At 70.5% G+C, this 21,603-nt stretch carries 22 protein-coding genes and 2 pseudogenes; 11 read left to right on the top strand and 13 right to left on the bottom strand.

What is annotated here, in order from left to right:
- Window position 1 precedes the first annotated feature (1 nt).
- The 6 genes from KV381_RS24745 to KV381_RS24720 all read left to right on the top strand — a co-directional run bounded on the left by KV381_RS24745 (window position 2) and on the right by KV381_RS24720 (window position 7,174).
- Complete coding sequence (locus KV381_RS24745) at window positions 2–985, top strand: carbohydrate ABC transporter permease (RefSeq protein ID WP_030082796.1); 984 nt, start codon at window positions 2–4, stop codon at window positions 983–985.
- The gene (locus KV381_RS24740) at window positions 982–1,866 is read left to right on the top strand and encodes a carbohydrate ABC transporter permease (protein WP_030082794.1); all 885 of its coding nucleotides are present in this window, start codon (window positions 982–984) and stop codon (window positions 1,864–1,866) included. Before KV381_RS24745 ends, KV381_RS24740 begins: the two co-directional genes overlap by 4 nt.
- A gap of 96 nt (window positions 1,867–1,962) precedes the next feature.
- The gene (locus tag KV381_RS24735; RefSeq protein ID WP_030082792.1) at window positions 1,963–3,189 is read left to right on the top strand and encodes a glycoside hydrolase family 1 protein; all 1,227 of its coding nucleotides are present in this window, start codon (window positions 1,963–1,965) and stop codon (window positions 3,187–3,189) included.
- Window positions 3,190–3,351: 162 nt separating this feature from the next.
- Entirely contained in the window at window positions 3,352–4,812 is a 1,461-nt protein-coding gene (locus tag KV381_RS24730) for a glucoamylase family protein (RefSeq protein WP_030082790.1), read from the top strand.
- 173 nt (window positions 4,813–4,985) lie between these two features.
- Entirely contained in the window at window positions 4,986–5,729 is a 744-nt protein-coding gene (locus tag KV381_RS24725; protein WP_050495680.1) for a tryptophan 2,3-dioxygenase family protein, read from the top strand.
- Window positions 5,726–7,174: an aminotransferase class V-fold PLP-dependent enzyme gene (locus tag KV381_RS24720; RefSeq protein WP_030082787.1), complete on the top strand. Its 1,449-nt coding sequence runs from the start codon at window positions 5,726–5,728 to the stop codon at window positions 7,172–7,174. The genes KV381_RS24725 and KV381_RS24720 overlap by 4 nt, the downstream gene beginning before the upstream one ends.
- Window positions 7,175–7,387: 213 nt before the next feature.
- On the opposite strand, the pseudogene KV381_RS24715 reads toward KV381_RS24720, so the two are convergent.
- The 5 genes and pseudogenes from KV381_RS24715 to KV381_RS24695 form a co-directional block, all read right to left on the bottom strand.
- A pseudogene (locus KV381_RS24715) lies at window positions 7,388–10,180 on the bottom strand (hypothetical protein).
- A gap of 612 nt (window positions 10,181–10,792) precedes the next feature.
- Window positions 10,793–11,170, bottom strand: a complete 378-nt coding sequence (locus KV381_RS24710) for a hypothetical protein (protein WP_086778978.1) — start codon at window positions 11,168–11,170, stop codon at window positions 10,793–10,795.
- Between the two features lie 25 nt (window positions 11,171–11,195).
- Window positions 11,196–11,708, bottom strand: a complete 513-nt coding sequence (locus KV381_RS24705; protein ID WP_193464304.1) for a hypothetical protein — start codon at window positions 11,706–11,708, stop codon at window positions 11,196–11,198.
- 4 nt (window positions 11,709–11,712) lie between these two features.
- Window positions 11,713–12,141: a hypothetical protein gene (locus KV381_RS24700; RefSeq protein WP_030082782.1), complete on the bottom strand. Its 429-nt coding sequence runs from the start codon at window positions 12,139–12,141 to the stop codon at window positions 11,713–11,715.
- Between the two features lie 40 nt (window positions 12,142–12,181).
- Window positions 12,182–12,442 (bottom strand): hypothetical protein, encoded by a 261-nt coding sequence (locus KV381_RS24695; RefSeq protein WP_218786311.1) that lies wholly within the window; start codon window positions 12,440–12,442, stop codon window positions 12,182–12,184.
- A gap of 93 nt (window positions 12,443–12,535) precedes the next feature.
- Here KV381_RS24695 and KV381_RS24690 point away from each other — a divergent pair, with 93 nt between their 5' ends.
- On the top strand, window positions 12,536–13,375 hold the full coding sequence (locus KV381_RS24690) for a DUF5753 domain-containing protein (RefSeq protein WP_030082779.1): 840 nt from the start codon (window positions 12,536–12,538) through the stop codon (window positions 13,373–13,375).
- Complete coding sequence (locus KV381_RS24685; RefSeq protein WP_218786308.1) at window positions 13,372–13,590, top strand: DUF397 domain-containing protein; 219 nt, start codon at window positions 13,372–13,374, stop codon at window positions 13,588–13,590. Before KV381_RS24690 ends, KV381_RS24685 begins: the two co-directional genes overlap by 4 nt.
- A gap of 94 nt (window positions 13,591–13,684) precedes the next feature.
- Here KV381_RS24685 and KV381_RS24680 read toward each other — a convergent pair whose 3' ends face one another.
- The 4 genes from KV381_RS24680 to KV381_RS24665 all read right to left on the bottom strand — a co-directional run bounded on the left by KV381_RS24680 (window position 13,685) and on the right by KV381_RS24665 (window position 15,893).
- Entirely contained in the window at window positions 13,685–14,176 is a 492-nt protein-coding gene (locus tag KV381_RS24680; protein ID WP_218786305.1) for a hypothetical protein, read from the bottom strand.
- A 336-nt stretch (window positions 14,177–14,512) separates the two neighbouring features.
- Entirely contained in the window at window positions 14,513–14,947 is a 435-nt protein-coding gene (locus KV381_RS24675; protein WP_218786302.1) for a hypothetical protein, read from the bottom strand.
- 127 nt (window positions 14,948–15,074) lie between these two features.
- Complete coding sequence (locus KV381_RS24670) at window positions 15,075–15,230, bottom strand: hypothetical protein (protein WP_247595058.1); 156 nt, start codon at window positions 15,228–15,230, stop codon at window positions 15,075–15,077.
- A gap of 138 nt (window positions 15,231–15,368) precedes the next feature.
- Entirely contained in the window at window positions 15,369–15,893 is a 525-nt protein-coding gene (locus KV381_RS24665) for a MepB family protein (protein WP_218787291.1), read from the bottom strand.
- 128 nt (window positions 15,894–16,021) lie between these two features.
- Here KV381_RS24665 and KV381_RS24660 point away from each other — a divergent pair, with 128 nt between their 5' ends.
- The gene (locus KV381_RS24660) at window positions 16,022–16,792 is read left to right on the top strand and encodes a D-Ala-D-Ala carboxypeptidase family metallohydrolase (RefSeq protein ID WP_218786297.1); all 771 of its coding nucleotides are present in this window, start codon (window positions 16,022–16,024) and stop codon (window positions 16,790–16,792) included.
- Between the two features lie 106 nt (window positions 16,793–16,898).
- Here the strand turns inward: KV381_RS24660 and KV381_RS24655 are convergent, their stop codons facing one another.
- The 3 genes and pseudogenes from KV381_RS24655 to KV381_RS24645 form a co-directional block, all read right to left on the bottom strand.
- On the bottom strand, window positions 16,899–17,909 hold the full coding sequence (locus tag KV381_RS24655) for a YdcF family protein (protein WP_086778969.1): 1,011 nt from the start codon (window positions 17,907–17,909) through the stop codon (window positions 16,899–16,901).
- A 126-nt stretch (window positions 17,910–18,035) separates the two neighbouring features.
- Window positions 18,036–18,488, bottom strand: a complete 453-nt coding sequence (locus KV381_RS24650) for a hypothetical protein (RefSeq protein WP_218786294.1) — start codon at window positions 18,486–18,488, stop codon at window positions 18,036–18,038.
- 176 nt (window positions 18,489–18,664) lie between these two features.
- A pseudogene (locus tag KV381_RS24645) lies at window positions 18,665–19,409 on the bottom strand (alpha/beta hydrolase).
- Window positions 19,410–19,458: 49 nt separating this feature from the next.
- Between KV381_RS24645 and KV381_RS24640 the strand changes: the two are divergent.
- The gene (locus KV381_RS24640; protein ID WP_218786292.1) at window positions 19,459–19,827 is read left to right on the top strand and encodes a helix-turn-helix domain-containing protein; all 369 of its coding nucleotides are present in this window, start codon (window positions 19,459–19,461) and stop codon (window positions 19,825–19,827) included.
- A 5-nt stretch (window positions 19,828–19,832) separates the two neighbouring features.
- Here KV381_RS24640 and KV381_RS24635 read toward each other — a convergent pair whose 3' ends face one another.
- Window positions 19,833–20,327, bottom strand: a complete 495-nt coding sequence (locus KV381_RS24635) for a PaaI family thioesterase (RefSeq protein ID WP_249625915.1) — start codon at window positions 20,325–20,327, stop codon at window positions 19,833–19,835.
- 76 nt (window positions 20,328–20,403) lie between these two features.
- On the opposite strand from KV381_RS24635, the gene KV381_RS24630 reads away from it, so the two are divergent.
- The gene (locus KV381_RS24630; RefSeq protein WP_218786289.1) at window positions 20,404–21,417 is read left to right on the top strand and encodes a hypothetical protein; all 1,014 of its coding nucleotides are present in this window, start codon (window positions 20,404–20,406) and stop codon (window positions 21,415–21,417) included.
- Window positions 21,418–21,603: the final 186 nt, after the last annotated feature.

The raw sequence follows: 21,603 nt of genomic DNA, 5'->3' as shown, positions 1-21,603 counted from the left end.
CATGGGCACCTCGACCACCACGACCGAGAAGGCCGCCGGGCCCGCGAAGGCGGGGGCGGGCCCGTCCCTCGCCCCCGCCCCGGGCGGCGGCCGCCGCAAGCGGACGCTGGGCGTGCAGAACGCGGCGGGCTGGCTGTTCTCCACCCCGTTCCTCGTCCTGTTCGCCGTCTTCATGGCGTTCCCGATCCTCGCCACGCTGGCGATGAGCTTCACCGACTTCGGGCTGCGCAACGTGACGCGCCCGTGGGAGGCGGAGTTCATCGGATTCGAGAACTACGTCAACCTCTTCGGTGACGAGAAGTTCCTCAAGTCCCTCTTCAACACGGGGTACTTCGTGGTCGTCGGCGTGCCGCTGACGATCGGGATCGGGCTGGTCGTCGCCGTCCTGCTGAACAACGGCATCGACCGGGCGCGGACGTTCTTCCGGGTCGGCTTCTACGCCCCGGTGGTCACCACGATCGTCGCGGTCGCCGTCGTCTGGCGGTTCGTGCTCGATCCGAGCGACGGGCTGATCGCCGGCCTCTTCTCCGAAGTGGGCTGGACCGCACCGGACTTCCTCGGATCCGAGACGCTGGCGATGCCCTCGCTGATCGTCATGGCGGTCTGGCGGAACGTCGGCACGGTGATGGTGCTGTTCATCGCGGGCCTTCAGGCGATCCCCACCGAGGTGCGGGAGGCGGCGAAGCTCGACGGCGCGAGCGTCTGGCAGGAGTTCCGGTCCATCACGATCCCGCTGCTGCGTCCGACGGTCCTCTACGCCACGGTGATCACGACGATCGGCTACCTCAACGTGTTCGAGGAACCGTTCGTGATGACCCAGGGCGGCCCGTCCGACTCGACCCTCACGGTCTCGCTGAACATGTACCGCGAAGGGTTCAACTTCTTCCACATGGGCTACGCGAGCGCCATGGCGTACGTCCTCTTCGTGGTGATCATGGGCATCACGGTGCTCCAGCTCCGACTGCTGAAGGACAACACGAAATGAGCGCCACCAGCAGCACCGACGCACCGGTCAAGGCCCAGGACAAGCGGCCTGCCGGAAAGCGGAGCACCGCACGCCCGCTGGTCTACGTCCTGCTCTCGCTCGGCCTGCTGGTCATGTCGGCGCCCTTCCTCTGGATGGGACTCTCCGCCTTCAAGACGCAGAGCGAGCTGTCGGCCAGCCCGCCCGTGTGGATCCCCACCGAGTGGACGCTGACCAACTTCCGGCAGCTGCTCGACAAGCTGGACCTGCCGCTGTACTTCATGAACTCGGTGATCGTGGCGGTCCTGGTGACCGTCTCGAACCTGGTCTTCTGCTCGATGCTCGGCTACGCCCTGGCGAAGCTGAAGTTCGCCGGCCGCAACAAGATCTTCGGCCTGGTGCTCGGTGCGCTGATGGTGCCCGGCAACCTGATGCTGCTGCCGCTGTTCGTGCTGATGAGCAAGCTCCAGCTGATCGACAGTTACGCGGGTCTGGTGCTGCCGTTCGCCGCCGGGGCCTTCGGGGTCTTCCTGATGCGGCAGTTCATGCAGTCGATCCCGGACGAGCTGCTGGAAGCGGCCCGGATGGACGGCGCGAGCGAGTGGTACATCTTCTGGCGGATCGTGATGCCGCTGGTGAAGCCCGCCCTCGCGACCCTGTCGATCTTCACGTTCCTGGGTTCCTGGAACAACTTCGTCTGGCCGCTGATCGCGACCAACGACCCCGACAAGTACACCCTCCCGGTCGCCCTGGCGACCTTCGCCACCGACCCCAACAAGGCCGGCGGCTCCAACGGGATGCTGATGGCCGGGGCCTTCCTGATCGTGCTTCCGGTGCTGATCGTCTTCATCGCCCTGCAACGGCACTTCACCCAGGGCATCGCCACGGCGGGCATGAAGTAGCCCCTGGGCAGCACGACTTCACGTAACGAGGCCGCACCCCACCCCTGGACGACCGCGCGGCCACACCCCACACCACCACCAGAAAGACAAGTCGCGATGACGAACACCCCTGCCCCGAACCAGCCGACGACGCCTTCCGTACCGTTCCCCGAGGGCTTCCTCTGGGGCGCCTCCACGGCCGCCTTCCAGATCGAGGGCAACAACACCAACAGCGACTGGTGGGTCAAGGAGCACACCGCCGGCACCCACATCGCGGAGCCGAGCCTGGACGCCTGCGACAGCTACCACCGCTGGCCCGAGGACATGGACCTGCTGGCCTCGCTCGGCTTCACCGACTACCGCTTCTCCCTCGAATGGGCCCGCATCGAGCCGGTCGAGGGCCACTTCTCCCCTGCCGAACTGGCCCACTACCGGCGGATGGTGGAGGGTGCGATCGAGCGCGGCCTGCGCCCGATGGTGACCCTGCACCACTTCACCGTCCCGCAGTGGTTCGAGGCGCGCGGAGGTTGGACGGCCGAGGGCGCGGTGGAGCTGTTCGCCCGGTACGTCGCGGCGTGCGCGCCCGTCATCTCCGAGGGCGTCAGCCACGTCTGCACGATCAACGAGCCGAACATGGTCGCCGTGATGGCGGGCCAGGCCAAGCGCGGCGACAACAGCTTCCCGCCGGCCGGTCTGCCCACCCCCGACGACGAGACGACCGTGGCCGTCATCGCCGCGCACCACGCGGCGGTGAAGGAGGTCCGGGCCCTGGACGCGGGCATCCAGGTCGGCTGGACCATCGCCAACCAGGTCTACCAGGCCCTGCCCGGCGCGGAGGACGTCACCGCCGCCTACCGCCACCCGCGCGAGGACGTCTTCATCGAGGCGGCGCGCGGCGACGACTGGATCGGCGTGCAGTCCTACACCCGTACGCGGATCGGCCCCGACGGACCGATCCCGACGGCCGACGACGCCGAGCGGACGCTGACGACGTGGGAGTACTACCCGCGCGCGATCGGCGAGGCGCTGCGCCACACGGCCGAGGTGGTCGGGGACGTGCCGCTGATCGTCACGGAGAACGGCATCGCCACCGCCGACGACAGCCGCCGCGTCGACTACTACGCGGGCGCGCTGGACGAGGTCGCCTCCGCGCTGGAGGACGGCATCGACATCCGGGGCTACCTGGCGTGGAGCGCGCTGGACAACTACGAGTGGGGCACGTACAAGGCCACGTTCGGTCTGATCGCGATCGACTGGGAGACCTTCGAGCGCACCCCGCGCGACTCCGCGAAGTGGCTGGGCTCGCTGGGCCGCACCCGCGAACTCCCGCGCACGACGGCGTAATTCCGGCGTCTCCCGGCACTCGGGGGACGCCCCTCACACGGGGAGCCACCTGACGGCTCCCTCCGGCCCGGGAGCCGGCGGAACCTGACGACCGCCGGCTCCCGAGCCGCCCGCACGAGCACTGTTCCCCTCTTCCCCCTTCTGCCACCAGGAGCCGGACCGATGGACCGTCGCACGTTTCTCACCGCCGCAGGGACCGGGGCCGCGGCCCTGTCGCTCGGAGCCGCAACCGCCCCCGCGACTGCGGCGGCCCCGGCGGACCCCCGCCTTCTGAAGCACTGGTTCGCCGACACGTACCGCTCGATCGAGGCGATGACGACCGACTTCGGCCTGGTCACCGACAAGATCGACCTCAGCGCCCCCGGAGCCCCCGCCCAATCGGCCCAGACCTCCCCGACCAACATCGGCTGCGGCCTGTGGTCGACGGTGGCGGCGGCAGGGCTGGGCGTGATCGGCGAGGGGGCGATGCTCCGGGCCCTGACCCGTACGGTCACGGCGGTCGAGAAGCTGGAGCGCCACCACGGCTTCTGGCTCAACTGGTACGACGCGCACGACGGTTCGGTGCTCACCCGGTGGCCGGGCACGGGCGACCCGGTGCGCCCGTTCCTGTCCTCGGTCGACAACGCCTGGCTGGTGACGGGCCTGCGGATCGCCGCCGACGCGGCTCCGGCACTGCGCCCGCGCATCCACCGCGTCCTGGCCACGGCCGACTGGTCGTACTTCTACACGCCGTACGACCCGGCCGACCCGGTGGCGGGCCCCGGCCAGCTGCGCGGCGGCGTCTGGACGGACACGGAGGAGCCGACCCCGCACCACTACGGCGCGCTCAACACCGAGCCGCGCATGGCGAGTTACCTGGGCATCGCGGACGGCTCGCTGCCCGGCGACCACTACTGGCACCTGCTGCGCACGATGCTGCCGGAGCACGAGCAGGAGCAGAAGCCGGGCGGCGCGTACGTCACGGTCGACGGCGTCCGCGTGTGGAACGGCCACTACACGCACCGCGGCCGGAAGGTGGTCCCCACCTGGGGCGGCTCGATGTTCGAGGCGCTGATGGTGCCGCTGTTCGTGCCGGAGCCGGAGTGGTCGCCGCGCGCGTGGGGCGTGACGCACCGGCGTTACGTACGGGGCCAGATCGACCACGGCCTGCGGGAGGCGGAGTACGGCTACTGGGGCTTCTCCCCCGCCAACGTCCCCGAGGACGGCTACCAGGAGTACGGGGTCGACGCGCTCGGCATGGCGGTGGACGGCTACGCCTCCAACACCGACCGCACCCACACCACGGACGGCGAACCGCTGCCCCCGCCCTCGGCGTTCACCAACGGAGTGGTCACCCCGCACGCCTCGTTCCTCGCCCTGCCGTACGCCCGCCGGGAGGCGGTGGCCAACCTCCGTTCCCTGGAGCGGGACTTCGGCGCGTACGAGGACGGGCTCGGCTTCCGGGACTCGGTGAACGTGTCCACGGGCCGGGTCAGCGACTTCATGCTCGCCCTGGACCAGGGCATGATCGTCGCGGCTCTGGCCCAGGAGCTGCGCCCGGGCCTGCTGCAACGGCCGTTCCGCACGGGAGGTTTCCGGACCCGGGTGCGGCCACTGCTGGCCAAGGAGCGGTTCTCGATCTGAGGACGGCGACGGTCACGAGGGGCGGCCCGCTCAGGACCGGGGCCGGAAGGTCCCGGTACGCCTGAGCGACGGAGCTCGGACACATACTGTTAACCTCCGGGCTGTGGCAGGAAGCGCCCTCAGGCGGTTGGCTGACAACTTGCCCCCGTGCGCCGAACAAGGTGCGAAGGAAAATGCTCATACCTCCCGATCCCTCCATCAGCGGCAGCGCCTATGCGCGTTACCTCAGCACGGACGTCCTGCTGAGCCTCCAGCGCGATACCGAGGGCCTGGTCGACCCTGACGAGATGGTCTTCCTCGTCGTGCAGCAGTCGTCCGAGCTGTGGCTGAAACTGGCGGCGACCGACCTGGAGCGGGCGCTGAGAGCAGCGGGCGAGGGCTGGCTCCCGGTCGCGGTCCGCATGATCGGCCGGGTCCGCTCCCACATCGACTGTCTGACCCGGCAGCTGGACAGCCTGGACCACATATCGCCCTGGGCCTACCAGCAGATCAGGACGCAGTTGGAGAACGGTTCGGGGTTCGACTCACCGGGATGGCGACGGGTGCGCTCGCTGGCACCCCAGCTGTCCGACCTGCTGGAGGCCGAGCTGAAGAGTGCGGGCGTGGAGCTGGAGGAGGTCTACCAAGGCGAACGGCGGTGGGAACTGCTCTTCCAGTTCGCCGAGGCGCTTGTGGACCTGGACGTGGCTTGCATGGAGTGGCGGTCCCGTCATCTCAGGGTCGTCGAACGCCTCATCGGGACCGACGCCGTCGGAGTGGCGGGCACCCCCATCGATGTACTGGCCAAGCTCGCCGACCGACGCTTCTTCCCTCGCGTGTGGGAGGTGCGTTCCCGGCTCACCGCCCAGGCGCCGATCCCGCGCACCAGCCCGGACCGGGCCCACCGACAAGACGAGAAGAACGGCAACACACCATGAAGGAGCAGCAGTCGGCGGTCCCTGACGACTGGGACGAAGTGCTGGAAGCATGCCGCCCCCACCTGGCCACGCTCCTCGATACCCAGCGCGACCCCACGGCACGCCCCGTCTACACGGATGATCCGGCGCTGCACGCCTCCGGCAAGAATCCGGCACGGCTCCCGCAGCAAGGACTCCCCCTGTCCCGGCTCCTGGAGTCGGCGGTGCCGGACATCCTCGACCGGGCCTACTGCAACGGCGCCCACCCGCAGTACTTCGGCTATTTCCACCCCCGCCCCCTGCCCGTGTCCGTGCTGGGGGACGCGGTGGCGTCCCTGCTCAATCAGAGCCCGGCCGCCTGGCGTATGGGGCCGGCGGCGGCCGCCATGGAGATCGAGACCCTGTCCTGGGTGGCCGACTTCATCGGTTACCCCACGACCGCGGGCGCGGCCCTGCCCCCCGGCATCTTCACCTCGGGCGGCAGCCTCGCCAACCTCACCGCGCTCAAGGCTGCCCGGGACCGTTCCCTGGGTCCCGACGCCCAGCTACGCGGAGGCGGCGTCCTGGACCGTGCCACGGTCTACACGTCCAGCGAGTCCCACTACTCCATCGCCCGGGCCCTGGACATCCTCGGGATGGGACGCCGTTCGCTGCGCGTCATCCCCGCCGGCCCCGACGGGCGTATCGGCGTCGACGCCCTGCATCGGCAGATCACCGCCGACACCTCCGACGGACTGCGCCCTGTCGCAGTCGTGGGCCTCGCCGGTGCCACGGCGACGGGCGCCGTCGACCCGCTCACCGAACTCGCCTCCATCGCCGCCGAGTCCGGCGCCTGGTTCCACGTCGACGGCGCGGCGGCCGCTGCCTACGCCGACCTGCCCGAGACGAGAGCTGCCTTCGCGGGACTGGACGTAGCCGACTCCGTCACCCTGGACCCGCACAAGTGGATGTTCCTCTCCTACGGACTGGGCTGCCTCCTCGTACGTGAGCCCGCAAACCTGGCCAGTAGCTTCGCCGACCACGCGCACTACTGGAACCACGACCCCCGGGACGACTTCGTCTTCCTCGGCCCCGAAGGCGCCCGCCCCTGGAAGTCCCTCGGACTCTGGCTCGCGCTGCGCTCCCTGGGCCGACAGGGATACGCCGACCTGCTGGCCCGGAACCTCGCCACCGCACACCACCTGGCACACCGCGTACAGACCACCCCCGGCCTGGAACTGCTCTGCGACCCGGTGATTCCCATCTGCTGTTTCCGACCCCTGACGAGCGACGGCATGGGCTCTGACGCCCTCACCCTGGCCGTCCACGAAACCTTGGCGGCATCGGGGTCCCACTACACCACCATCTGCCGCCCCGGGGGCACCCCGTACATCAGAGTGGCCATCAACAACTACACCACCCGCGAAGAGCACGCGGACGGACTGGTAGAAGCAGTGGTCCGCGCCCGCGCGACGCTCCTCGCGTGAACACAGGTCCTCCCGACCCGGCGGAGGGGGTTCCGGACCGCCCCCGCCTTCCCCTTGTCCCGCCGAGGGCCGGGCCCACCGGTTCATGGCTCCGGCCTGGAGCTGACGGGCCGGACTCGGTGCGCCCCGCGACGACACGGATTGCGGCAGCGCAGGGCCTCTTGCCCCCACGCGGTTTCGCGTAGAGGCAAGAGGCGGTGAGGGACGGTGGGCTCAGACGGTGTCGTGAACCACGCCCTCGAAGGGAGCGCCCAGAGGCTGTTCCGCCTCGTCCCTGAGCTGGAAGCGGACGTACTCGGCTGGCTCCTTCTCCTGGTCACGGATGGTCGGGACGGTCATGATCGTGGACGTCTCCCCGGCCTAGATCGTGTGCTCCAGCGTCCCGTACGGGACCTTCGAGAGCGGAATCGCCGGGTTGGGGATCTCGTCCACGAGCTGGGTCACCCACTCCTGGTCGACATCGTCCGTGGAGAGCTCCGGGCGGCCGCCGGGAACGGGCAGGATCTGGGTGAAGGCCTGGATCTCGATGTCGGCCGGTTCCGAGAGCGTGATGCGCCACTTCAGGGGTGCTCCCTCGGTGACGTCGGTGGCGACCGGCTTGATGGTCATCTTCGGCATCGGGTCGTCGTCCTCTACGGTGACGCCGCCGATATGAGCGCCGACGATGGTGCCCCGGACGGCCTTGACCAGGATGTCGTGGCGCTTGTCCTCACCGTGGCGCTTGTTGCCCTCGGCCTTCACCGTGACGTTGATTCCGGCAGTGCCGGGGCCGACCTCGACGAGCCTGCTGGTCGACTCGCCGGTGTCCGGGTCGATGACGTACAGCCGGACCGTTCCGGCATTCTTGCCGGTGGTGCGGGCGGGCACCTGGTACGTGCGCGAGCCGGAGTCGCCCTCCTTGACGGTGAGGCGGCCGATGTCTACGCGGGTGAGGGGCGCGGCGGAGACTGCGGGGGTGCCCGGCTTCCAGGACCAGGCGTCCATCAGCCATGCCGTGCCGGAGGAGGAGAGCGGGGTCAGTTCCAGGTGGGCGATCTTGTCGAGGTCGAGCCCCGCGTGGATGGCGGGGGTCAGAGGGACGCGGACTTCCTGGGCCCAGACCGTTGACCGGGCCCGGTCGGTGCCGGGGAGGCCGTCGATACTGACGGTGCCCAGTTCGGCGCGCTCGCCCCGGGTGTCCTTGACGTGGACGCCGAAGCGGGTGCCGCTGGTGTTCGGCGGTACGGCGATACGCAGAGCGAGGCTCTGGGCTCCCTTGACGGCGATGGGCTTGCCCGGGGTGACCTGGGCGGTGGTGCCCGGCTTCTTCCAGTCCAGGGCAACCGCGCGGCGGCCGGCTTCCTCGTCCGCGCCCCAGGATGCGAAGTGGGGGGAGAAGCCCGGGCCGCCGGACTCGCCTATGCAGGCGGTGCGGCCGCGGGCGGCGGCGTCGCACAGCCGGGCGCCGGTGACCTTCGCCCCGCCCTGCGGGTCGTCGGGCAAGAAGAGGGCGTTCCGGTTGCCGCCGACCGCGTGGGTCAGTACCCGGGCCGGGTCGGCGGAGGGGGCTCGTCGGCCGGTGCCGTCGACGAGCTGGCGTACGCGGTCGTCACCTGCGACGAAGTACTGTGCGGCGGCGGCGATGTAGGTAGCGCCCGCCCGGTGCTGCTGGTCGGCGGTGAGACGTCCGGCGGCGCCCGGCGAGCAGAGCGGGTCGTGAACGCCCGGCGGCACCCATTGGAGGAAGTCGTCCTCGGCCGGGGCCTCGGCCTGGCCCGGGGTCCACTCGGCGTTGAAGTAGTTGTGGTTGGCGCCGACCATGTGGACCGAGCTGTGCAGGGCCTTGCCCCGGCTGACGCCTCGGGTGCCGTCCGTGTAGACCTGGCCCTGGAGGTCGGAGACGTCGCCGTCGCAGCCCGGCAGGATGGTGAGTGAAGGGACGTCCGGCACCGGGTTGTGACCGAGGGCGGTGGGCGCGATCAGGACGGTGCCGCGAATGTTCCAGCGAGCCGTGGAACGGTAGCCGTCCCTGGCGGCGGGCGGGGGGTACAGGCTGTCCATGGCGGCCCGGTTGACGCCTTCGCCGCCGCGCGAGTGGCCGACGAGCAACACCTTGGACAGGTCGGCCTTCGTGCCCTTGACCGCGGCGGGCGCGGAGTCGGGCTCGGCGGCCCAGTCGGCCCAGCGGCCGAGGTGGTTGCGGATCAGCGAGGAGCGGGCTTGCGCGCCCTCGTCGTCCAGGTCGTCCTGTGCGCTGATGCCGTTGGCGGAGATCGAGACGGTGACATACCCCTGTGAGGCCAGCAGTTTCTGGTCGCGCAGGTAGCCGCGGTGGCTCGGGATCGGTTTGCTGCCCTTGGCGCAGGGCCAGGTCTCGTCCGTTTCGTCGGTGCCGGGAACGTAGCAGGTGGCGTGGCGACCGTGGAGGAAGAGAGCGAGGGGACGGTTGCCGGGGGCCTTGGCCGGGGCGACGACGACTCCGCGCATTTCCACTGGTGCGGGGAGGCCGGGGAGCTTGAGCGAGGGGAGGCTGTACTCGCCGGTGGTGGTGGCGTACGGGCCCGGCTCGCCCGGGTCGACGGTGCCGGCAGGCAGCTTGGGCGGCAGTTCCGGGGCCGGCGGGTCCGCCTTGCGGCTTGTGCTCCCGCTCGGGGCATCGTCGAGCCTGCGCCCCGCGGCCTCGACCTGGAGGCTTTCCAGGTCGGCGGTACGGGCCTCTGCGAGCGGGAGCCGGAAGGTCCGGCCGTCATCCAGTCGCTGAGGTACGCCCGCGAGTGCTCCGTTCGCACGGAACTCCACGCGGGCGTCGCCCATCGGGATCGGCTCGGGCGCACGCCACTCCAGATGGCTCCGCCCGCTCTCGACAGTGATGCGCCAGCCCGGCGGCAGCGCCCCCCCGGCATCGGCCGCAGCGGTGGCGGCGCGCGCCTCCGGCGGCGCGGGCGCGGCATACGCCCCCGTCGGCGCCACCCCCGCCACCGTCAGCACCGCTACCGCGGTGGCCCATGCTTTCCGGCCACGTACCAAAGTGATCCCTCGATTCTGGTCATAGGTGTAGCGAATACCGGCCCTCGTGCCACGGTCGGCAGGCGCTGGAACAGCGAGCCCCCGGACGCCGGTCAGGGGGTACGGCAGCACGATCGGCGCGCGGGACGACCGCGTCGGCAGGCTGCGCATCGCCTCAGCGGAGGTCGTGCCCCCTTGTCGGCTCCGCCCCGCACGACCATGCCGTCACGGTCCGGACAACTGAGCGTCGCCGTGCCGACCTGGCCCACGTTCAAAGGCCGGGCAGGACCGGTGGTCGCCTCGAACTCGGCGCGGAGCCGGGCCGCGTAACGAGGGCCCCGCACCGGAAGGGCCGGTAGCCCGCAGCGGATGAACATACTGAGTATGTATACCGAGTATGTTCGGGAGAGACAAACTCCGCCCCGTCAGCTGCCCGACCCGCCGCGCCGCCGCCCACACCCGCGGCGTGACCGGCTGCGGACGCCCCGAGCAGGCACGACCCTGATCGCTTCGCGCGCACCGAGGAAGGAGCGGACAGGGGTGCTACGCTGCCGCGCGCCGGTACCCCTGTCCGCCGCGTTGGCCGCCACCCACGCACGTTCGCACGCGCGGGGGCACCTCGCACCTCTCCTGTCATGTGCCGTCACGTGGCGCGAGATGCGGGTGCTCCCGCGCGAGTACGGCGTCCACCGCCGCGAGCGTCGGATCGACGATGTCCCAGTCGTGGGCGGAGGGGTGGCCGACGTACAGCCCGCACGCGTCCTCGCCCCGGGGGTCGATCGCACCGCACCAGCTCAGCTCCGCCAGGGTCGCCCGCTCGCCTCTCCAACGGGCCCAGACGGCGGTGCGGTTCGCGTCGTTGTCCCATAGCGCCATCGCGTGGTCGCCGTCGTGCTCGGCGGCCAGCTCGCAGAGGAGGTGTCCGGCCTCCGGGCGACGGTCACCGGGGGCGGCGAGCCGGATCACGAACTCCGGGGGCGGCAGCAGGGTTACGGCGGTGCACTGGTCCATGAGGTGGGAATCCTCCGGTCGGCCGTCAGGGCGCGTCGGTGTCGGGTACGTCAGGTGCGTCGGGCAGGTCGAGGGCGTCGGGCAGGTCAGAGGCGTCGGACGTGCCGCCGGGAGCCTCGTCCTCGGAGACGAGTCGCCGGACCTCGCTGTGTACGTGCTCGGCGATGAGGTCGCCGAGCGGATCGGTCACGGAGAAGGAGTGCGGCCCGGGGTGGTGGTCGAAGTACGCGCACGTGGTGACCGATCGGGTCGCCAGCACGCGGAGCACGGCGGGGCACAGGGGCAGCGTGTCGAGCCGGTGGACGCGGTGGGCTCCGGTGCCCGACCAGGAGAACCACAGGTCCCGGTCGTCCGGGGTGTCCGCCGTCCACAGATGCGCGGCGTGCTCGGCCGACTCGTCGTGGTCGCCCAGCTCGCACAGGACGAAGTCCTCCGGCTCCACGATGTCGGGCGGATGCGTGGGCCCGCCCTCCATGGTGGCGAGCGCCAGCAGCGTTTCCGGGTAAGGGACTTGGGTGACGGCGGTGCATTGCAGCATGCGGTCATTCCCCTTCCGTACGGGGCGGTACCGCGTGGTGCGCCGAGGCTTCCGCCGCCCACCCGCACAGGTCCACGGGCCACGCGCCGAGGGTGACGCGCAGCCCCACGAAGGGATCGACCACGGTGAGCAGGGCGGGCCGACCGGATTCCAGCGCGCTCATGGCGTGGTCCTGGCTGCCGTGGTCGCCCGCCCACGCCCGGAGCGCTTCGGGGGCGTCGGACCCGTGGAAGGCGACCGGCCGGACGTCCCGCGCCCCGAGCCACGGGGCGGCCGGGGGCAGATACCGCCCGTGCCCGTCCGCCAGCCGCAGCGCCTGCCGCCGGAGCCAGCGGAGGACGAGCCTGCGGTTCGGCAGAGCGACCCCGCCGAGCCGGAGGGCCCGGCCGCCGGCCGTGACCGTGACGGCCGCGACGTAATCCTGATTCCTCACGCGGCGCACCCCTGCCCGCCGCCGAACGGCGCGGCCGCCCTCACAGCACTTCTCCCCGGCTGCGGGCGTTGAGCCGTGCGGTACGGGCCCGTAACTGTTCCATAAGCAACGCGGGCCGTACGTAACGGGGTTCGACCTCCCACTCGCGCCCGCCGCCGATCGGCCGGAGGGACCAGTACGGGCCGGCGACGCCCTGGAACTCCCCCACACGGTCACCGCGACTGGTGTCCGCGAGGAGGGCCCCGGGGGCAGGGATGCGCGGGGGCCACTCCGTATTCGGGCTGGCGTTCTCGCCGTACACCGTTCGCTCCTCTCTGTAGCCGAACGACTACCGGGGCGACTCAGCGTGGCCTAGCGTGGAGATGTCTTCAACGTTTCGGATCTGGGGGATACGTTGGTCAACCGCAAGGAAGTGAACCCTGACGGGGGCCCGGAGGCCGCCTACGGAGCACGTCTGCGTAGGGAGCGCGAAGCACGGGGCTGGAAACAGGACGATCTCGGCGCGCGCATCGGCTACACGGGGAGGCATGTTTCCGGCGTGGAATTGTGCCACAAGTCCCCAACTCGCAAGTTCTCGATCGCCGTTGACGTGGCGATGAGCTTTACGGGAACCGCTGATTCGTTCGAGCGCGAGTGGCGCAAGATCAAGCACGGGGTGCTGTTGCAGGGCTTCCCGGAGTACGTGGCGCTGGAGGGCCGGGCGGCGGAGATCCGGCTGTTCGAGGTAGGCGTCATCCCTGGGCTGTTGCAGACCCGGGAGTACGCGGAGGCGCTGGCACGCGGGGCGGTCGACCGAGGAGTCATCACCACCGAACAGGCCGATCAGCGTGTCTCGTTGCTCATGGAACGCCAGGGCGCCCTGTTACGCACCGTGCCGCCGATGCTGATCGCGGTGCTGGACGAGAGCTGCATCCGCCGACCGATCGGCAGCCCTGCCGTGATGGACGCCCAGTTCCAGCATCTGGTCGACTTCGCCACGCAGTCCCACACCATGCTGCAGATCGCTCCGTTCAGCGTCGGCGAGCAGCGGCCCTTCAATCGAGCGGTGAATCTGCTGACGCTCCAGGACCGGTCCGCCGTCTCCTACGTCGAGTCCGAGACGCAAGGCCATCTGGACCGTGAACTCAGCTCTGTCATCCCGATGGTGAGGTCCTACCATCAGTTGCAGGCCGTGTCTCTGTCCCAGACAGATACCGTGGACATGATCCACCAGCATCGAAAGGGCACCCCGTGACGACCGAAACCACGACCCAGCAGTGGGTCAAGTCCTCCTACAGCGACAACGGCGGCACCTGCGTCGAGTGGGCCCCGCGCACCGCGTCCGCCACCGGCATCGTCCCCGTACGCGACTCCAAGAACCCCGGCGGCCCGGCCCTCACCGTCCGCGCCGCCGCGTTCAGCTCCTTCGTGGCGGGCGTCAAGGCCGGAGGCTTCGACACCACCGCCTGACCCGCACCGCTGCCACCGCTCCGGCTACGCCCCACCGTGCCCGCACGGCGGGGCGTCCCGCTGTCCGGGCGGGAACCTCCTGTGCCCGTGGCGTTCAGGGCTGCCGTTCGAGGCTACGGGACCCCGCCACGGTCATCACGACCAGCGCCCCGCCCACGCACGGCACGAGGAACCAGAAGCCGATCAGCGGATCAGGATCGGACCTGCCCACCAGGCCTTCGGGGTCGCGCAGGACCTCGAAACGGTCGCCGGGGCGGGAGTACCGGTCGCACTGGTCACTGCCCGTGACCCAGAAGGACTCCCCGCCCGACTCGACCTTGCAGCGGTACGTCTCGCCGCCGTGGTAAGACCCTGACCCACGCTCGACCTCGGTGACCGTGACGGGCACCTGCTCGCCCCTCCAGTCGAGGACCGCGCTCTTGACGCCGTACGGGGTCCCGAAGACCAGGAGAGCGCAGGGCACCCACAGCGCCAACGTGCGTTTCTCCGAGGGCATGCCGAGCTTCCACAGGCCGACTGTGAGGGCAAGGTCGATCAGCACGTAGACCAGCGCGAAATAGATGGCCGTGCCGTGCAGGACGGCCATATGAACACCGCCGCCCGCGGCCAGGACTCCGGCTCCGAGCCCGAGGAGCGCCCCCGTCAGCCGAGGCCGCCGCGAAACCCACGAGCGCGGCCTGCTCCACGCTCTCCTCGGCCGCCGCACTCCCGCCCCGGTCGGGCGTCCCGTCGCCGCCGCCATCCCCACCCCCGTCGCCGACACTTTGCCATGCGCCTACCCCGTAAGGGAGTTCGCACAACCGAGCACGCGCGCGGGTGAGTTCGAGGGCCGGCCGGCCGCCGTCGGCTACCAGCACGACCACTGGACCGACACCGTGCCGATGCAGCGGACCTTCGGCCACCCGGTTCCGGGTGTGAGCTCCTAAGCGATCCAGCAGTAGACGCCCCGGCCCTGACGGCGGGCGCTCCCGGCGAGCGCGGCCAAGTCGCCCACGATCGCGTCGGCGATGTCCGCGTCGATGATCTCGCCGTCCTCCGCACGGAGTTGAACCCATGAGGCGGCGGCGTCGCTCAGCGTGCGCCGCTCGGCGTCCGCGAGCGCGGTGAGCAGGTCGGACGAGATCGCGAAGACGAAACATCCGCCGCCGTCCTCGGCGGCGACGACACGCGGTTCACCGGCTTCGGCGACATCCTCGAAGCTGCGGCCGGTGAGCAGGGACTGCCACTCGACCACCGCCCCCAGGGGATCGAAGTTGCCCAAGGAGAGCGACTCGCACGCCTCCTCCGGTCCGGTCCGGAGAGTCAGTGCCGCCGACGTGTCGTCCGGTGCCACGAAGAACTTGACGATGATGCTCACGCGGGCATCATCCCAGACCGCCCGCACGCGACTTGGCGGGGCTTCTCGCCGTCCGGAGCGGGTCCGGAGCCGGTCCGGAGCCGGTCGTCCGGGCGCTCCGGCACCGGTCCGGGCGCTCCAGAGCCGGTCAGGACTCCGGAGCGGCCTTCCTCCTGGCGCGGGCGCGGCCCACCGCCTGGTTGGCGGCTTCCAGGACCGTCACGACGCCCATGACCGTGATCAGGCGCAGCCACCACGGAAAGTCGAGCAACTCCGCGCACACGAAGACCACGACGACCGACACGACGATTACCGCCGTGAACGGAAGGCTTTTCACCTCACTGTTCGCAGCGGTCGTCCCCGGGATATTCACGGAGAGGCAACCCCTGCGGAAATTCCGGACTCCCGCCTGCCGGAATTCCGAAGAGTGCGCCGCGTCGCGCTACGGGTGGTAGAGCGCGTGGGCGCGCACCCTGTCGGCGGGCCCGGACTCGCCGATGTCCAGGAAGTAGTTCACCTGCCACGCCTGCGTACCGCGCGCCTGGCGACCGGTCGTGATCGCGTCCGGCGGGTAGACGCGAAAGCCGCGCTTTCCGCCCACGCTGTTACGGGACACGATGCCGTGCTCGCACAACACCTCGCGCGGAAACACGAACTGCCCGAAGCGGCCGTCGGCGCGGCTGCTGACGACGAAAAGGTCGATACCGTCGTCGAGGTCGAAAGGCCGGATCGGACCCTCGGCGGAGCGCTGCCACACGGTGACGAACTGACCCACCTTGGTCGGGGTCGTCCTGGCCACGCGAAAGGCGACCGACCGGCCGTCTAGCGTGAACCGGTGAGCCGCGTAATCGGCGCTCTCCGGTTCCGGTACCGGATACGAGCAGGTGAAGCCGACCGGGTCGTACACCGATGCCTTCGCGGCCGACAGATCCTCGTGAAGCCCGGTCCACAGCCCATTCGTCACCATCCGCGCAATCCTGCCATCGCCGGGCCGGACCCTTGGCAGCATGTTGACATGACCTTGACACATTCCGCTTGCGCGGCCGAGGCTCTGAATCCTCAAGGGACAGCCTGACGACTATGAGGTGCAAGCCCATGCGATCACGCCCCATCGGATTCCTCCTCGCGACCCTCGCCGGCGCGGCACTCGCGCTCGGCGGCACCACCGCCGCCACCGCCACCGCCGCCCCCGAATCCGCGCCCTCCGGCAACGTCGGTACGGCAGACGCCTGTTACTCCTGGAGCGGCACGCTCCGGGAGGGTTCCAGCGGTGAAGCGGTACGGCAGCTCCAGATCCGGGTCGCCGGTTATCCGGGCACCGGAAACCAGATCGCCATCGACGGAGTGTTCGGCCCGGCCACCAAGGCGGCCGTGACGCGCTTCCAGGCCGCGTACGGTCTGGCCGCCGACGGCATCGCGGGCACCCAGACGTTCAACAAGATCTACCAGCTCCAGGACGACGACTGCACCCCGGTCAACTTCACCTACGCCGAGCTGAACCGCTGCAACTCCGACTGGTCCGGCGGCAAGGTCAGCGCCGCCACCGCGCGCGCCAACGCCCTGGTGACCATGTGGAAGCTCCAGGCCATGCGGCACGCGATGGGCGACCGGCCGATCACCGTCAACGGCGGCTTCCGCAGCGTGTCCTGCAACAGCGCGGTCGGCGGAGCCGCCAACAGCCGCCACATGTACGGGCACGCGGCCGACCTCGGCGCGGGCTCCCAGGGCTTCTGCGGCCTCGCCCAGGCGGCACGCAACCACGGCTTCACCGAGATCCTCGGCCCGGGCTACCCGGGCCACAACGACCACACCCACGTCGCCGGAGGCAGCGGCCGCTTCTGGTCCGCGCCCAGCTGCGGCATCTGACGTCACGGCGCTCCACCGAAGTACGGGGCCTCCGGTCAGCTGACCGGAGGCCCCGTACTCGTACCCGTACCTCCTGCCGGGACCGGGACCGGGGCCAGGGCCGGGGCTACCAGCCCATCCCCACCACCACGGCCAGCGCCGCCAGCAGGACGCACAGAGCGCCGTTGACGATCCGGTGCTCCCAGAACACCGCGACGAACTCCCGGATCGTCGCGCTCGGCCAGAAGTACGCGGCGGTGGGCGAGCCGATCACCTGGCCGCGCACGCCCTCCCTGCGGGCGGTCATCGCGGCGCGGAACGCGTGGAAGTTGTTGGTCACCACGACGCAGACGTAGCCCTCGTCGGCCGCCTCCATCAGGCGTCGGCTGAAGCGCAGGTTCTCCGTCGTCGTACGGGAACGGTTCTCCTCCAGGACGAGGTCCGGGTCCGCGCCCTCGGCCACCAGCCAGCGGCCCATCGCCTCGGCCTCCGGCAGCTTCTCGTCCGGGCCCTGACCGCCGGAGACCAGCAGGACCGGGGCCGGCCCGCCCCGGGCCGTCTGCTCCTTCTGGACACGGAGTCCGGAGCGCAGACGGGAGGCGAGCAGCGGCGGCACGCGCTCGCCGCCGATGAGGCCCGATCCGAGCATCACCACGAAGTCCACGTCGCCGCGCACCCGGATGCGGCCGTACAGGAAGGCGTAGGCGAGGAAGCAGACGAAGAGGAAGGCCACGTAGCCGGTGATCAGCACGACGGCCAGGATGAAGGATCGGTACGCGTGCGAGCCGCCGAGGTAGTCGGCGGTGACCACGAGCGCCAGGACGGCGAAGATGCCGACCCCGGCCAGGCCCGAGAGGAGGTTGGCGGGGCGGCGGCCCTCCTTGCGCACCATGGTGAGGCCGTTGACCACGAGGAACCCGCCGAGGACCACGATCGCGAGCACGGGCACGAAGAAGACCAGCGCGTACACCAGCACGGCCAGGTTGTCCGGCAGCCGGTCCACCTGCGTCAGCAGGGCGAACGACAGGCTCAGCACGGTCAGGCCGAGCAGCACCGCGTTACGGAACTGGCGGCGGTCCTGGCGTACGCCCCAGCAGAGCCAGAGCAGGAACACGGCCGTCGGGGCGAAAGCGATCACGGGGACCTCGGGTTCGTCGGTACGTCTGAGGCGGTTCGGCTGAGGCGGTTCAGCTGAGGCGGTTCAGCTGAGGCGGTACGTCTGAGCGGTACGTCGATAGCCGCTGTATCCGTGTGAGTACGGCCGCTACTGCGCGGAGCGGCGGTTCTCCGCGACCCAGTCGTCGTTCGTCTGCCAGGCGTACAGCGTGTGGTCCTCCAGCGAGACGTAGTAGGAGCCGCAGCGGCCCTGCGCACTGCTCGCGGTCCCCGAAGGGAACCAGGACGCGCTGATCTCGGGGTCCGGGGCGCTCTTGCCGCCCAGCGGTTCGCACTGCGCGGGGAGACGGCCGTCACGGAGCGCGGCCTTGAGGATGCGCTCACCGCCGGTGGTCCGCATGGCGTACTCGACGGACGCGGCATCGTCCGGCAGCCAGCGGGGAACGGACTCGCGCTCCTTCTTGGCCTCCTTGCCCGTGGCATAGGACGAGGTCTGCTCGTGACGTCCGTCGTACCACTCCTTCGCCTCGGGCACGGCCACCGCGCCCGCCACGCCGAGTACGGCCACCGCGGCCACCACGCCTATCAGAACGCCACGCATGTTCTCTCCTGTTCAGAGCCGGGGAAGATTCCTTTCCTCCATTTTCGTGGAGCTATCGAAGGGAAACATGAGACTTACAGACATATATGGATACACCTCAGGTCGCACATCCCGGAGGGTGCCCCGGAGGACACCCCCGAGACGGTGTCCGGTGACGCCCGGTCACCTGGTACCGGTCACCTGGTGTCGGCCTTCAGCAGCAGCTCGGCCAGCTCGTCCGGCACGGTGATCATGCAGTCATGGCCGCTCCGCACCTCGCGCACCTGCGACGGAGCGCCGTTCGGCTGCGTATCGGGAACAGGACGGCGCGACGCCCGGCGGCTCGCTGCCGACGCAGTGGATGTGCGTACGGGGAATGGCGTCCGCGGCCGGATTGCCCAGCCGGACCGGCTGCAGGAAGCAGCGCGCCGACTCGTCCGAGAGCATCGTGCGCAGCCAGGCCTGGTCCGCCGGATCGGTGACTCCGAACAGGCCCGCCGGCGGCGGTCCTTCCGGCAGCGGAGGGATGCGCCACGGAGCGTCGGAGGAGGCGGCGAGGTCGAGCAGGTACCTGGTGTGCGGCATGACGTCGAGTGCGCTCTCACCGTCGGCCGGCACCATCGCGTCGAGGTGGACCAGACCGGCGATCCGGTCCGGCGCCCGGTCGGCGACGGCGGAGACCACCATTCCGGCGTAGCTGTGCCCGACCAGCGTCACCCCGGTCAGGTCCTCCTCGACGAGGAGTCCGACGATGTCGGCGACATGCGTGTCGAGACCGACCTCCGGGCCGAGCAGGTGTTCCTTCTCGCCGTGGCCGGTCAGCGACGGAGCGAAGACCCGGTGACCGGCCCGGCTCAGCAGCGGCGTCACGCGGTCCCAGGCACGGCCGCTGTGCCACGCGCCGTGGACGAGGACGTACGTCTTCTCGTGTGAAGTACTCATGTCCCGGACGCTACTGATCCGATAGGTACCTCTTGGTACCCTTCGGCGCATGCGCGACTCGGCGGGAAACGTCTTCCTCGCGGACTGTCCGGCACGGCTGGCCATCGAGATCATCACGAACAAGTGGTCGGTCGTCGTCCTGTTCGCGCTCAGCCGCCGGCCGTGCCGGCACGGCGAACTCGTCGGCGGCATCTCGCGCAAGGTGCTGACGCAGACGCTCCGGAGGCTTCAGAGCTACGGACTCGTCGAGCGCCGCGTGTACGCCGAAGCGCCACCACGGGTCGAGTACAGCCTCACCGAACTCGGCACGACGCTCGTCGAGCCGATCGCCGTCCTGACGGACTGGGCCAGGGTGCACGGCGAGGCCGTCGCGAGCTTCCAGGAGGCGGCGGAGGGCGGCCCGGCAGCCGAGAGCTGACCGCCTCAGCCTCGGTCGACCGGTTCGCTGCCGGACGCCTCCCGGCCGCCGCCCCCCTCTCGCTCCGCCGGCTCCCGGCCCGCCGCGACGGCGATCGTCCCCTGGGCCACCGCGCAGAGCGTTTCCGTCCCCTCCGCGTCCACCATCAGCAGGTCGCAGCGGCAGACGACCCGGGTCCGGCCCGGGCGGACCACCTGGGCCCGGGCGCGCAGCACGTCGCCCCGTGCCGGGCGCAGGTAGTCGATGGTGAAACCGGCCGTCAGGACGGACGGGCCGACGGCCGCGCCCGCCGCGAAGGTGAGGGCGTTGTCGGCCGCGTAGCTGAGGACGCCGCCGTGCACGAAGCCGTTCTGCTGACGCAGCTCGTCGCGTACGTCCAGCTCCAGGACGGCCGCTCCGTCGCCGAAGGCGGTGAGCCGGGCCCCCAGCAGGACGCTGAAGGGCTGGGCGTCCAACACCTTCTGTCCGAACACGAGTTGCGAGGCCTTCTCCGCCTCCATGCTCCACCTCATCTCTCCGAAGTCATCGGTGTCATCGGTGTCTGCGGTGACACCGGTGTCACCTAGTGTGTGCCGGATGGAGAACACGATCCCCCGGGGCAGTTGGCTCGAATCCGACGACTTCCGCGCGCTGGTGAAAGAGGTCGACCCGCTCCGCCTGGGCTCATGGAGTCTGCCGGAGTTCGAGCAGGCCACCTCCGCGCTGGGCTGGGAGCTCCGGGAGCCCAAGGAGATCGCGGGCCAGGTCTGGCGCAGATTCGCTCCCCGGAAGGGGCCCTGGGGCGGATACGGCACCGTGATCTCCGACGCCTCGGCGCCCGAGCAGGTGCGCAAGCTGAACGTTCGCGTCGTCGACCTGCCCACCGAGGACGTGTTCGCCGCCGCGGGTCTCGTCCGGGCCGCCTGGTGGGTCATGGAGGAGGAGCTGGGCCCGCCCACGATGTGGGGAGGGGACTCCGGCCCGTGGATGCTGTGGCGGCGGCCCGGCACGGGTCTCCTCGTGCACTCGCACGACGAGGGCGAGGTGAGCCTCGAACTCCTGCCGCCCGAAGCGGGCGCCGACTCCGCCGGGCGCGGCTACTCCCGGGGGCGCTGGCGCGCCGCCGAGCCGGCCGGTCTGCCCTCCGCCTCCGCGGGCGCGCCCTCCACCACCTGGGAGGAAGTGGAGAAGCGCCTGTCCGAAACCTTTCGGTCGCTCACCTACGACACCCCGTTCTTCCCCGGCAGGTTCATCCTGCACCTCGGAGCAGCCGACGACGCCCAGCGCTTCGTGCAGTGCTGGAGCCAGGATCTGACCCTCGTCGTCGAAGCCACCGGATATCTGCACCACCCCGGTCCGGCCGACCCCGCCCGACTCACCCGGAGCGGCTGGGAGTTCTCCCGCTCGATCTGGCAACGCCGCTTCCCCGACGCCATGGACGATCGCGAGCACGCCGCGACGGCCGCCCGCATGCTCGTCGAGGAGCTGCGGCAGCTGGGCGTCGGCCTGACCGAGCTCTCGTACGACGGCACCATGAGCGGTCGCGGGCACGGCTTCCACCTCGATCTGCCGGACCTGGGGATCCCGCGCGTCCACCGCCCCGCCGAGTGAAACCCCGCGCGCGGGTGGGCCGTTGCCGGACTCATTGACAGCGGGGTGTCCCGCTGTCACCGTCTCGTCTGACGGCGGCAGTCGCGGACCGGATCCCCACCGGTCCGCCGTACGCACCTCCCCCCCCACCCCCGCGCTTCCCTCCCCGCCTCCGAGCCGCCGTCGACGATTGGGAGCGCTCCCACA

It is taken from the genome of Streptomyces sp. WY228 (assembly GCF_019287315.1).
Classification (GTDB): Bacteria; Actinomycetota; Actinomycetes; order Streptomycetales; family Streptomycetaceae; genus Streptomyces; species Streptomyces caviscabies.
This window is presented reverse-complemented; position numbering and strand designations above follow the sequence as displayed.